The 13,468-nt window shown below is 67.1% G+C and carries 9 protein-coding genes and 1 pseudogene; 6 read left to right on the plus strand and 4 right to left on the minus strand.

Annotation, left to right across the window (positions count from 1 at the left end):
* Positions 1-2: 2 nt before the first annotated feature.
* The 4 genes from N4G47_RS15545 to gmk all read right to left on the minus strand — a co-directional run bounded on the left by N4G47_RS15545 (position 3) and on the right by gmk (position 3,960).
* Positions 3-389 (minus strand): RidA family protein, encoded by a 387-nt coding sequence (locus N4G47_RS15545; protein WP_005410875.1) that lies wholly within the window; start codon positions 387-389, stop codon positions 3-5.
* Positions 390-616: 227 nt separating this feature from the next.
* Positions 617-2,779, minus strand: a complete 2,163-nt coding sequence (locus N4G47_RS15550) for a RelA/SpoT family protein (protein WP_107231655.1) — start codon at positions 2,777-2,779, stop codon at positions 617-619.
* Positions 2,780-2,884: 105 nt separating this feature from the next.
* Positions 2,885-3,184, minus strand: coding sequence for a DNA-directed RNA polymerase subunit omega (rpoZ, locus tag N4G47_RS15555; RefSeq protein WP_005410877.1), 300 nt, complete (start codon positions 3,182-3,184; stop codon positions 2,885-2,887).
* A gap of 110 nt (positions 3,185-3,294) precedes the next feature.
* Positions 3,295-3,960 carry a guanylate kinase gene (gene gmk / locus N4G47_RS15560; RefSeq protein ID WP_475288472.1) on the minus strand — a complete coding sequence of 222 codons (666 nt, stop codon included), beginning with the start codon at positions 3,958-3,960 and terminating at the stop codon, positions 3,295-3,297.
* 292 nt (positions 3,961-4,252) lie between these two features.
* Here gmk and fdnG point away from each other — a divergent pair.
* From fdnG to selB, 6 genes and pseudogenes are all read left to right on the plus strand, one after another.
* A pseudogene (fdnG, locus tag N4G47_RS15565) lies at positions 4,253-7,320 on the plus strand (formate dehydrogenase-N subunit alpha).
* A gap of 10 nt (positions 7,321-7,330) precedes the next feature.
* Positions 7,331-8,248, plus strand: coding sequence for a formate dehydrogenase subunit beta (gene fdxH / locus N4G47_RS15570; RefSeq protein ID WP_107231652.1), 918 nt, complete (start codon positions 7,331-7,333; stop codon positions 8,246-8,248).
* A complete protein-coding gene (locus N4G47_RS15575; RefSeq protein WP_107231651.1) occupies positions 8,245-8,892 on the plus strand; it encodes a formate dehydrogenase subunit gamma in 648 nt (215 codons plus the stop codon). The genes fdxH and N4G47_RS15575 overlap by 4 nt, the downstream gene beginning before the upstream one ends.
* 234 nt (positions 8,893-9,126) lie before the next feature.
* Complete coding sequence (fdhE, locus tag N4G47_RS15580) at positions 9,127-10,110, plus strand: formate dehydrogenase accessory protein FdhE (protein WP_475288482.1); 984 nt, start codon at positions 9,127-9,129, stop codon at positions 10,108-10,110.
* Positions 10,111-10,114: 4 nt separating this feature from the next.
* On the plus strand, positions 10,115-11,539 hold the full coding sequence (gene selA / locus N4G47_RS15585; protein WP_475288485.1) for an L-seryl-tRNA(Sec) selenium transferase: 1,425 nt from the start codon (positions 10,115-10,117) through the stop codon (positions 11,537-11,539).
* The gene (gene selB / locus N4G47_RS15590; protein WP_475288487.1) at positions 11,536-13,449 is read left to right on the plus strand and encodes a selenocysteine-specific translation elongation factor; all 1,914 of its coding nucleotides are present in this window, start codon (positions 11,536-11,538) and stop codon (positions 13,447-13,449) included. Before selA ends, selB begins: the two co-directional genes overlap by 4 nt.
* Positions 13,450-13,468 lie beyond the last annotated feature (19 nt).

The raw sequence follows: 13,468 nt of genomic DNA on the forward strand, positions 1-13,468 counted from the left end.
GGTCAGTCGATGACCATCACCGCGTCGACCTCGAAGTTGGCGCCCTTCGGCAGGCCCGAGACTTCGATGGTGGAACGGGCCGGGTACGGAGCCTGGAAGTAGTCCTGCATGACCGCATTGACCTTGGCGAACTCGCCCAGATCGGTCAGGTACAGGCCCAGGCGCACGACCTTGTCCAGCGAGCCGCCAGCCGCTTCGGCCACCGCCTTGAGGTTGTCGAAGGCGCGACGGGCCTGCGCTTCGACGTCGCCAGCGCCGACGATGTCGCCGGTGGCCGGGTCGAGCGGGATCTGGCCAGAGAAGTACACGGTGTTGCCGGCGCGCACGGCCTGCGAGTACGGGCCGATGGCGGCGGGAGCCTTTTCGGTGTTGATGATCTGGCGGGACATGGGTCGCTCCGGTGCGTTGGGGGAAACAGAGCGGTGATTGTACCGGCTGGGCGCGATGTCGGCTGGGGTCGCGTGCGCGGAACATCAGCCACGCATGGCGTGGATCTACCGCTGCATGAACCGCACGATGGCTCGGTAGTGCCGGCCGCTGGCCGGCAACCTCATGAACGTCGGAAGCACCGCGACGTTGCCGGCCAGCGGCCGGCACTACCGGTTGTGCGCAGGATCTACTGGCGGCGCACCGACTGCACGACCGACAGGCGGCGCAGGCGCCGCATCACTTCGGCCAGGTGGTTGCGGTCGCGTACCTGGATGTTGAACGCCAGCACGGCAGCGTTGAAGTCGCGGTCAAGGTAGTCCACGCGTTCGATGTTGGAGTGGCTCTGCGCGATGGCGGCGGCCAGCTGCGCCAGCACGCCGGTGCCGTTCTCCACTTCCACCACCAGCGAGGTGTCGTAGTCGCCGGAGACGGTGGTGTCCCAGCCGATCGGCACCCAGCGCTCGGGTGACTTGCGCAGCTCGGCCAGGTTCGGGCAGTCCATGCGGTGCACCACGATGCCCTTGCCGGCGGTGTGGTAGCCCATGATCTCGTCACCGGGAATCGGCTGGCAGCAGCCGGCGAAGGTGACCACGCCACGCTCGCTGCCATTGATGAGGATCTTTTCCTGCGAGTGGTGGCGCGAATGCGGGCCACCGCGCAGTTCGGCGTAGGCCATCAATGCCTGCGCGGCCTGGGTCGGCATCCAGTTGCCCAGCGCGACCTCGGCCAGCAGTGCCTCCAGGCGCGGGAAGCGGTGTTCGGTGAGGAACGCATCCAGGCGCCCCTTGGGCAGCCGCTCCAGCGATGAATCCATCGCTTCCAGCGCACGGTCGAGCATGCGGTGGCCCAGCTGCACGGCGTCTTCGTGCTCCAGCTGCTTGAGCTGGTGGCGGATGGCGGTGCGCGCCTTGCTGGTGACCACGAATTCCAGCCACTGCGGTTTCGGCGTGGCCGAACGCGCGGTGATGATCTCCACCGACTGCCCCGACACCAGCTTGGTGCGCAGCGGCACCAGCTTCTTGTCCACGCGCGAGGCCACCGCCATGTTGCCGACGTCGGTATGCACGGCGTAGGCAAAGTCGAGCGCGGTGGAGTTGCGCGGCAGGGCCAGGATCTTGCCCTTCGGGGTGAACAGGTAGACCTCGTCCGGGAACAGATCGACCTTGACGTTGTCGAGGAACTCCAGCGAGGAACCGGCGGCGCGCTGCGAATCGATCAGCTCGACGATCCAGGCGTGGGCGCGGCTCTGCGCGCTGTTGGGCGAATCACCACCGAACTTGTAGGTCCAGTGCGCGGCCACGCCACGCTCGGCGATCAGGTCCATTTCCTCGGTGCGGATCTGCACTTCGATGGGCGAACCGTAGGGCCCGAACAGCACGGTGTGCAGCGACTGGTAACCGTTGGCCTTGGGAATGGCGATGAAATCGCGGAAGCGGCCGTCCAGTGGCTTGAAGGTGGCGTGCACCGAACCCAGCGCGTGGTAGCAGCTGGGCACGCTGCGCACGACCAGGCGGAAGCCGAACACGTCCATCACCTGGTCGAAGGATTTGTTCTCGTCGCGCATCTTGTTGTAGATGCTCCACGGGGTCTTGATGCGGCTGACCAGGCGGTGCTCGATGCCCTCCTTGGCCAGGCGCTGCGACAGCTGCACTTCCACCTGCGCCATCGCCTCGCGGCGGACCACCGGCTGGCTGCGGATGTGTTTTTCGATGATGGCGTGGCGCCACGGGTACAGCGCCTTGAAGCCGAGGTTCTGCAGCTCGCTCTTGACCAGGCTCATGCCCAGGCGCTGGGCGATGGGCGCGTAGATCTCCAGCGTCTCGCGGGCGATGCGGCCGCGTGCTTCGCGGCTCTGCGCGCCCAGCGTGCGCATGTTGTGCAGGCGGTCGGCCAGCTTGATCATGATCACGCGCAGGTCGCGTGACATCGCCAGCAGCATCTTGCGGAAACTCTCGGCGGCCGCTTCCTGGCGGTCTCGGAACTTCAGCTTGTCCAGCTTGGTCACGCCGTCGACCAGTTCGGCCACGGCCTCGCCAAACTCGGCGGCCAGCGCCTCGCGGGTCAGCGGGGTGTCTTCGATGGTGTCGTGCAGGATCGCGGCGATCAGCGCTTCCACGTCCAGGCCCAGCTCGGCCAGCACCTGCGCCACCGCCACCGGATGGGTGATATAGGGCTCGCCCGACTTGCGCGTCTGCCCGGCATGCGCGGCGGCTCCGACTTCCCAGGCGCGGCGCAGCAGCGGCAGCTGCTCCGGCGGCAGGTAGTGGGCGGCGCGTTCAAGCTGGAGGACGTAGTCGGGTACGGCGGCAGCGGGGACTGCGGCGACCTTGGCAGTGGGGCCTGGGTTCATGCCCGAAGCCTATTCCAGCGCGACGTTTACGGCAAATCCTGAATGCGAAACAGCCCGCACGGGGCGGGCTGTTCGGCGATCCAGCAATGACGTTGATCGATGCGATCAATCGTCGTTCTTGGACATGTCTTCGTCGGCGACCACTTCGGCGGCGGCCCACTCCAGCGCTTCGCGCTCGGCGCGCTCACGCTCGGCCTTCTCGACTTCGTCGATCAGCGCGTTGTCGATCTTGCGGGCGGCGATTTCGCGCAGCGCCAGCACGGTCGGCTTGTCCTCGGTCTCGCTGTTGTCCAGCGTGGCCTGCACGCCGTTGGCGAGCTGGCGGGCACGCTTGGAAGCCATCATGACCAGTTCGAAACGGTTGTTAACGACTTCCAGGCAATCTTCTACGGTGATGCGGGCCATACGGGCTCCCGGCGACCGGTCGGCCGCTCAGTCGAATGAGGGAAAGGGGACGGAGTGTACTGGCAGGGGCTGGACAAAATCAAGCCAACCCCCACCCGATTCTTTTGGAATCAGTCAGTTGCACCCGGATCGGGGGTCAACAGCGCCTGGATCAGGCCGGCATGGCGGACCTTCTGGGCCTCCCGGCGCAGGCGGCTGGCGGTGAAGATGGCGCACAGCTCGTCCACCGCGGTGTCGAACACCTCGTTGACGATGACGTAGTCGAACTCGTTGAAGTGCAGCATTTCATCGCGGGCCGCGCCCAGGCGCTGGGCGATGACCGCCTCGCTGTCCTGGCCACGCTTGCGCATGCGGTCCTGCAGCGCCTGCTTGGACGGCGGCAGGATGAACACGGTGACCGTACCCGGCACCAGCTGGCGCACCTGCTGGGCGCCCTGCCAATCGATCTCCAGCAGCACGTCCTGGCCGGCGGCCAGCTGCGGCTCCACCGACTGCCGGGCGGTGCCCTTCCAGTCGCCGTGCACCCAGGCATGCTCGAAGAAGTCGCCGTCGGCGATCATTTCCTCGAACTTCTCCGCAGAGACGAAATGGTAGTGCTGGCCGTTCACTTCACCGGGGCGCATCGCGCGCGAGGTGAAGGAGATCGACAGGGCGATCTGCGGATCACGCGCCAGGGTGGCGTTGACGATGCTGCTCTTGCCGGCGCCGGACGGGGCGGCAACGATGTACAGCGTGCCGCGCGCGATGGCGGCCGACGGATTCGACGGGGCGCTCATGCGGGGGATCCAACGGGTTGATTTCGCAAAGTTTTTCCTCGGTGTTCCAGATCCGGCGCGGAGGATCGCGCCAGGATGGCGGGGGCTGCGCGGAACATCCTGGAACCAGGCCCCGCAGACGCTTCCCCGGGGTGCGGGCACGCAACTTTACCAGAGCGGCCCCTTCCCGCGCCCGTCCTGCGGGCGCCGGCCCTTGTGCCACATGGGCATCCGGGGGCCTGTGCTATAACCGGGCCGTACCTACCGACAGCCGGGTGGTCTGCGTGCCGCCCCGCCATCCAAGGAGAACGGCATGCCCTCGATGAGTCGCCGCCAGTTCCTGAAGGTCACCGGGACAACCCTGGTGGGCTCCAGCCTGGCCCTGATGGGCTTCGCGCCCGGCATCGCGCTCGCGGAGGTCAGGCAGTACAAGCTGACCCGCGCGACCGAGACCCGCAACACCTGCACGTACTGCTCGGTGGCCTGCGGCATCCTGATGTACAGCCTCGGCGATGGCGCCAAGAACGCCGAGCCGAGCATCTTCCATATCGAGGGCGACCCGGACCATCCGGTGAACCGCGGCACGCTGTGCCCGAAGGGTGCCGGCTTGGCCGACATCATCCACAGCAAATCGCGCCTGCTCTACCCCGAGTACCGCGCACCGGGCTCGAACGAGTGGAAGCGGCTGAGCTGGGACGATGCACTGGACCGTATCGCGCGGCTGATGAAGGAAGACCGCGACGCCAACTTCGTGCAGAAGAACGAGGCCGGGCAGACGGTCAACCGCTGGCTGACCACCGGCATGCTGGCGGCCTCGGCCACCAGCAATGAAACGGCGGTGCTGACCCACAAGGTCGTGCGCTCCCTCGGCATGCTGGCATTCGACAACCAGGCACGTGTCTGACACGGCCCGACGGTGGCAGGTCTTGCCCCGACGCTAGGCCGTGGTGCGATGACGAATCACTGGGTCGACATCAAGAATGCCGACCTGATCCTGATCATGGGTGGCAATGCCGCCGAGGCGCATCCGTGCGGGTTCAAATGGGTAACCGAGGCCAAGGCACACAACAAGGCTCGCCTGATCGTGGTCGACCCCGTTTCAACCGCTCGGCCGCGGTGGCCGACGTGTACGCGCCGATCCGTACCGGCACCGACATCGTGTTCCTGGGCGGCCTGATCAACTACCTGTTGACCGAGGACCGCATCCAGCACGAGTACGTGCTGAACTACACCGACATGTCGTTCCTGGTGAAGGACGAATTCGCCTTCAAGGACGGCCTGTATTCGGGCTACAACGCCGAGAAGCGCAGCTACGACCGTTCCAGCTGGGACTACGTGTACGGCGATGATGGCTTCGTGCGCAGCGACCCGACGCTGAAGGACCCGCGCTGCGTCTACACCCTGCTCAAGCAGCACTATGCGCGCTACACCGTGGAGATGGTCGAGCGCATCTGCGGTACGCCGGCCGACAGCATCCGCCAGATCTGGGACATGATCGCGTCCACCGCCGGCAAGGACAAGGCGATGACCATCCTGTACGCGCTGGGCTGGACGCAGCACTCGATCGGTGCGCAGAACGTGCGTGCCGGCACCATGGTGCAGCTGCTGCTGGGCAACATCGGCGTGGCCGGTGGCGGCATGAACGCACTGCGCGGGCATTCCAACATCCAGGGCCTGACCGACATCGGCCTGATGTCCGACCTGCTGCCCGGCTACCTGACGTTGCCGAAACAGGACGAGCAGGACTATGACGCCTACATCGCCAAGCGCACGCAGAAGCCGCTGCGCGCCAACCAGATGTCGTTCTGGCAGAACTACCCCAAGTTCCACGTCAGCCTGATGAAGTCGTGGTGGGGTGATGCCGCCACCGCCGACAACAACTGGTGCTTCGATTACCTGCCCAAGCTCGACAAGCCGTACGACATGCTGCAGGCGTACGAGCTGATGAACGAAGGCAAGATCCACGGCTACATCTGCCAGGGCTTCAATCCACTGGCTTCGGCGCCGAACAAGGGCAAGCTGATCAGCGCGTTCTCCAAGCTGAAGTTCATGGTCAGCATGGACCCGCTGGAAACCGAGACCATCGCGTTCTGGCAGAACCACGGTGCGCTGAACGATGTCGACCCGAGCGCGATCCAGACCGAGGTGTTCCGCCTGCCGACCACCTCGTTCGCCGAGGAGAACGGCGCGGTGGTGAATTCCTCGCGCTGGCTGCAGTGGCACTGGAAGGGCGCCAACCCGCCGGGCGAAGCGCGCAGCGACATCGAGATCATGTCCGAGCTGTTCCATCGCATCAAGGCGCTGTACCAGAAGGACGGCGGCGCCTGGTGGGAGCCGGTGCGCGACCTGGCCTGGAAGTACGCCAACCCCGAGGTACCGACGCCGGAAGAGCTGGCGATGGAGTACAACGGCAAGGCGCTGGTGGATGTATTCGACCCGAAGGACCCGACCAAGCTGGTGCGCAAGGCCGGCGAGCAGCTGGCCGCGTTCGGCGACCTGCGCGACGACGGCAGCACGTCCTCCGGCTGCTGGATCTACATCGGTGCCTGGGGCCCGACCGGCAACATGATGGCGCGGCGTGACAACAGTGACCCGACTGGCATCGGCAATACTCTCGGCTGGGCCTGGGCATGGCCGGCCAACCGGCGCGTCATGTACAACCGCGCTTCGTGCGACGTGGCCGGGCGGCCGTTCGATCCGCGGCGCACCCTGCTGGCCTGGAACGGCAAGAACTGGGGCAGCGTGGACGTACCGGACTTCAAGGCCGACGAGGACCCGGCCGGTGGCATGGGCCCATTCATCATGAACCCGGAAGGCATCGCCCGCTTCTTCGCCAAGGCCGGCATGGCCGAAGGCCCGTTCCCGGAGCACTACGAGCCGTTCGACACCCCGCTGCGCAGCAACCCGCTCAGCCCCGGCCAGGCACAGACGCTGAACAACCCGGCCGCCCGCGTGTTCGCCAGCGACCGTGCGCAGATCGGTTCGCCGGACGAGTTCCCGCATGTGGCCACCACTTACCGCCTGACCGAGCATTTCCACTTCTGGACCAAGCACGGCAAGCTCAACGCCATCATCCAGCCCGAGCAGTTCGTCGAGATCGGCGCCGCCCTGGCCGACGAGCTGGGCATCAACAACGGCAGCCGCGTGCGCGTGAGCTCCAAGCGCGGCCATATCGAAGCCGTGGCGATGGTGACCAAGCGCATCAAGGCCCTGCAGATCGATGGCAAGACCGTGCACCAGGTGGGTATACCGATCCACTGGGGTTTCCTCGGTGCAGCCAAGCCCGGCTACATCGCCAATACGCTGACCAACGCCATCGGTGACGGCAACTCGCAGACGCCCGAATCGAAGTGCATCCTGGTCAAGGTCGAGAAGGTGTAGGAGACACGCCATGTCACTGCAATCGCTGGACATCATCCGCCGCTCGGCCACCACCACGCCCTCGCCACAGGCGCGCAGCGCCCACACCGGGCAGGTCGCCAAGCTGATCGACGTGAGCAAGTGCATCGGCTGCAAGGCCTGCCAGGTCGCCTGCATGGAGTGGAACGACCTGCGCGACGAGGTCGGCAGCTGCGTCGGCAGCTATGACAACCCACCGGACCTGAGCGACCAGTCGTGGACGGTGATGAAGTTCCGCGAGTACGAGGATGAGAAGGGCAAGCTGGAGTGGCTGATCCGCAAGGAAGGCTGCATGCACTGCAGCGATCCCGGCTGCCTGAAGGCCTGCCCATCACCCGGCGCGATCATCCAGTATGCCAACGGCATCGTCGACTTCCAGGAAGAGCACTGCATCGGCTGCGGCTACTGCGTGACCGGCTGCCCGTTCGATGTGCCGCGCATCTCCAAGAAGGACCACAAGGCCTACAAGTGCACGCTGTGCTCGGACCGGGTGGCGGTCGGCCAGGAACCGGCCTGCGTGAAGACCTGCCCGACCGGCGCGATCACCTTCGGCAGCAAGCAGGCGATGACCGAGCATGCCGCCGGCCGCGTCGAAGACCTGAAATCGCGCGGTTACGAGAACGCCGGCCTGTACGACCCGCAGGGCGTCGGCGGCACCCACGTGATGTACGTGCTGCAGCACGTGGACAAACCGGAACTGTACGCCGACCTGCCCAAGGACCCGCGGATCAGCCCGATGGTGGAGATCTGGAAAGGCGTGGCCAAGCCGCTGGGCGTGCTGGCGATCGCTGCCACCGCCTTTGCCGGCTTCCTGCATTACATCGGCATCGGCCGCAATACGGTCAATGACGAGGAAGAAGAGGAAGCCGAACACGAGGCGAAGAAGATCGAAGAGGAGCAGCGGCCATGAAGTACGCACCGCACCCGCGGCAGATCATCCGCTACCGCGCGCCAACCCGCATCAACCACTGGATCGTGGCGATCTGCTTCGTGCTGACGGCACTGTCCGGGCTGGCCCTGTTCCACCCTGCCCTGTTTCCGTTGACCCAACTGTTCGGCGGCGGACCGTGGACGCGCATCCTGCACCCGTTCGTCGGCCTGGCCATGGTGGTGGGCTTTGCCCTGCTGGCCTTGCGCATGTGGCGCGACAACTTCCTCAGCGCCGATGACCGCGCGTGGATGCGCGGCATGCGCGACGTGTTGCGCAACGAGGACGAGAAGCTGCCACCGGTGGGCCGCTTCAATGCCGGGCAGAAGCTGCTGTTCTGGGCCATCATCGGCTGCCTGTCGGCGCTGCTGTTGACCGGCTTTGTGATCTGGCGGCAGTACTTCAGCCACTTCTTCCCGATCGGGGTGATCCGCTTCTCGGTGCTTGCCCACGCGCTGTTCGGCTGGGTGCTGATCTGCGCGATCGTGGTGCACATCTATGCGGCGATCTGGATCAAGGGCTCGGTGCGGGCGATGACCCAGGGCAAAGTGACCTACGGCTGGGCGTACAAGCACCACCGGCAGTGGTTCCGCGACATCCTGCGCGGGCGCCGGGAACAGGGTTAGCAGCAGGGCCTGCGGCCCTGCACCTGCTTCAAGCCAAGGCAACAGCAGCTATCCGTGCGATGGCGGGGTCTAATGGTGGGTGCCGACCATTGGTCGGCACTGATCGAATCCCGACCAACGGTCGGGATCCACCTCTGTAGAGTCGAGCCATGCTCGACTGCTTTGGCATTGGCACGCTGGACGCCAGCGCCGACAACGGCGAGGATGGAGCCTGGTTCTTCCGGCTGGCCCTGCATGGCGCAACGCATCCTTGAACCCGGTGAGATCGAGACGCTCGCCTCGCGCGACGTCCCCCGCATCATCCTGCCCGATCCGGCATCGCTGTTCACCGATCGCGCGGCACGCCTGCGCAGCCTGGCCGAGCACAGTGCCATCGGCGGTTACCTGCAGCTGCTGGCGGCGCTGGCCGATGCCCAGCAGGCCCTGCTGGTTGAAGTGACGCCACAGCAGCGCGAGGCATTGCAGGCACAGGCGCGCGCACAACAGTCAAGCGCCGCCGCCGGCGCCGGCATGCCGTTGCGGCCGGCCAATACACTTCAGCTCGATGATGGCTGGCGTGACTGGCTGCGCACGCTGTGCCAGCACTGCGCCGATGAAGCCGGGCTGCCGGCAGAAACTCGGCAGGAGCTGCAGCGTGTCGCCGCTGCCGATGACCGCTGGCTCGATGCGCAGGCCCATGCGGTGCTGGAGCGGGATGACGCACCGTCGGTGGATGCGGTGGCTGCGTTGCTGGTGATGAATGCACTGCAGGTGTACTGGGCCGTGCTGGCCGCCAGCTTCCGCGCCACCGATCTGAAACCACTGGCCGACGCGCCCGGCCTGTGCCCGCTGTGCGGCACCCTGCCGGTGGCCAGCATGGTGCAGGCACGCCCGCCCTACGCGTCCTACCGCTACCTGTCATGCTCGCTGTGCGCCTGCCAGTGGCACTACGTGCGAGTGCAGTGCAGCCAGTGTGGTGCCGCCGGCAAGGACATCGCCTATCGCGCGCTGGCCGATGTGGACGGCGACAGCGGCGAGGCTGTGCGTGAGAGCGCGGTTCGCGCCGAGACCTGCGACCACTGCCACAGTTACCGCAAGATCCTGTATCTGGAGAAGGACCCGCAGCTGGACCCGGTGGCAGACGACCTGGCGACGCTGGCGCTGGATATCCTGCTGGGCGAGGAAGGCTATGCGCGTGCCAGCCAGAACCCGCTGCTGTGGCAGGCCGACGGCGACTGAACCGATGCCACGCACCCGCCCTGCCCCGGCATCCTCGGCCGCGCTGCCTTCACTGGATCGGCTGCTGCGCCTGCCGGCGCTGTCGGCACTGATCGATGGCCACGGCCGCAGCCGCATCACCCAGCTGCTGCGCTCGCAGGTGCAGACGCTGCGCGAACGCATCAGCGCCGGTGCGCTTTCGGCCGAGCAACTGCAGCAGGCAACCGAGGGCCCGGCACTGGTGGCGGCGCTCGAGGCGGTACTGGCTGCCGATGCACGCCAGGGCCTGCAGCCGATGTTCAACCTGACCGGCACCGTGCTGCATACCAACCTGGGTCGCGCCCTGCTGCCGGAGGTCGCGGTGCACGCGGTCACCCGCGCAATGACCGCGCCGGTCGATCTTGAGTTCGACCTCGACCGCGGCCGCCGTGGCGACCGCGATGCACGGGTGCAGGCACTGATCTGCGAACTCACCGGCGCTGAAGCCGCCACCGTGGTCAACAACAATGCCGCGGCGGTATTGCTGCTGCTCAACAGCCTGGCCAACCGCCGCGAAGTGGTGGTGTCACGCGGTGAACTGGTGGAGATCGGCGGTGCCTTCCGTATCCCCGATGTGATGCGCAGTGCCGGTGCACGGCTGCGCGAAGTGGGCACCACCAACCGTACCCACCCGGCCGATTTCGCCGGCGCCATCAACGCGCGTACCGCGCTGCTGATGGAGGTGCATGCCAGCAACTACGCCATCACCGGGTTCACTGCCAAGGTCGACACTGCGGCGATGGCCACCATTGCCCACGGGCACGGCCTGCCGCTGGTGGTGGATCTGGGCAGTGGCAGCCTGTGCGACCTGGCCGCCTTCGGCCTGCCATCCGAACCGACGGTGCAGGACGCGCTGGCCGCCGGTGCCGATCTGGTCTCGTTCAGCGGCGACAAGCTGCTGGGCGGGCCGCAGGCGGGCATCATCGCCGGCCGCGCCGACCTGATCGCGCGGATCAACCGCAACCCGCTCAAGCGCGCACTGCGAATGGACAAGATGAGCCTGGCTGCGCTGGAAGCGGTGCTGGCGCTGTACCGCGAACCTGAGCACCTGGCGCAGCGCCTGCCGACCCTGCGGACGCTGGCGCGCACGCAGCCGGACATCGATGCGCAGGCACAACGCCTGCTGCCATCAATGCGCACAGCGCTGCCAGCCGGCTACTGCATCGAAGCGGCGCCGATGCACAGCCAGATCGGCAGCGGCGCGCAGCCGCTGGCGCAGCTGGCCAGCGCGGGATTGCGCATCACCTGTACGCGACGCGGAGGACTGGACCGTTTCGCCAAGCACCTGCGCCAACTACCGCAGCCGGTGCTGGGCCGCATCGCCGATGACGCGCTGTGGCTGGATCTGCGCTGCCTGGAGGACGCAGAAGAAGCCGATTTCCTCGCCCAGTGGAGCGCGCTGCAGGCATGATCGTCGGCACTGCCGGGCACATCGACCATGGCAAGACCCGCCTGGTACGGGCATTGACCGGCATCGAGACCGATCGCCTGCCGGACGAACGCACGCGCGGCGTTTCCATTGAGCTCGGCTACGCCTATGTGCCGGTCGATGCGACCGCCACACTGGGCTTCGTCGACGTCCCGGGCCATGAGCGCTTCGTGCACACCATGGTGGCCGGCGCCACCGGCATCGACGTTGCCCTGCTGGTGGTCGCCGCCGACGACGGCGTGATGCCGCAGACCCGTGAGCACCTCGCGATCCTGCAGATGCTGGGCGTGGATCGCGGTGCGGTGGCACTGACCAAGATCGACCGGGTGGATGCGGCGCGCATTGCCCAGGTGGAGATCCAGATCGCGGCACTGCTGGCGCGTACGCCACTGCAGGCTGCACCCATGTTCGCCTGCAACAGCCTGGATGCCGATGATGCGGGTGTCGCGGCACTGCGCTCCCACCTGCACGCGTGGGCCGCTGGCACCGACAGCGCGCACCCGGCTGAACGGCAAGGCGAACTGTTCCGCATGCCGGTGGACCGCGTGTTCTCGCTGGCGGGCCACGGCACGCTGGTGACCGGTGCGGTGCACGGCGGTGTGACCGGGGTCGGCGCACACCTGCAGCTGATGCCGGCCGGCAACGAGGTTCGCGTACGCAGCATCCATGCGCAGAACCAGGCCAGTGAACAGGCCATGGCGGGGCAACGCTGCGCATTGAACCTGGCGTCCATCGCCCGCGATGCGATCGACCGCGGCGACTGGATCGCCGATCCGCGCGCGCTGCTGGCCACCACCCGCGTCGATGTGCGCCTGCGGCTGCCTGCGCGGGCGGCGCCGTTGCGCGATTGGACACCGTTGCACATCCATTGGGGAACGATGCACCGGCAGGCCCATGTGGTGCTGCTGGAAGACGACGATCACGGCAACGGGCAGCTCGTGCAGCTGGTGTTCGACGCGCCGGTCTGCGCGATGTGCGGTGATCGCTTCATTGCCCGTGATTCAGCCGCCACCCGCACGCTGGGCGGTGGCATCGTGCTCGATCCGGATCCGCCACTACGGCGCCGGCGAAGCCCCGCGCGGCTGGCCTGGTTGGGGGCGCTGGAGCAGCTGGCGGCCGGGGCCGGCATCGGCCCGCTGCTGCTGCAGGCGCCCGCCGGTGTTTCCGTCGCCGCCCTGCAACGCTACTGCCGGCGTGCGATCGAGCAGATCGAACTGCCCGGGGACGCACGGCGCATTGCGACCCGCGAGGACACCGTCATCATTCTTGCCGCGCACTGGCAGACGCTGCGCGATCAGGTGGTCAGCTCGCTGCGCGATTGGCATGAACGGCGCCCGGACGAGCCCGGTGTCGACAGCGGCCGCCTGCAGCGCAGCACCCTGCCCGCGCTGGCGGTGAGCCTCTGGAACGCGCTGCTGCAGGACCTGCTCGACGATGGCAGCGTGCAGCGCGTGGGCGCCTGGTGGCGCCTGCCCGGGCACGACCATGCGCCACCGGAGCGCGAACGTGTACTGCTGCAACGGGTGCTGCCGCGGCTGCATGCCGGCGGCTTCGATCCGCCCTGGGTGCGTACCGTGGCCACTGATCTCGGCCTCGCCGAGGATGAGCTGCGCGCCGTTCTGCGCCGGGCGGCGGCACGCGGCGACCTGTTCCAGATCGTGCCGGACCTGTTCTATGCACCGGCGCGTATCGCCGAACTGGCCGCCATCCTCGCGCAGCTGTCGCACGCCACCGGCACGGTGGACGCGGCGGCGTTCCGCGATGCCATCGGCCTGGGTCGCAAGCGCAGCATCCAGATCTTGGAGTTCTTCAATCGCGTTGGCTACACTCGACGCGTCGGTGACCACCATCGGCCGCGCGGCGACCTGCAGTGGAACGCCCCGCACGGTTGAGCGCAGCGGCATCGCCGTA

This window comes from Stenotrophomonas sp. GSD10 (genome assembly GCF_056172695.1).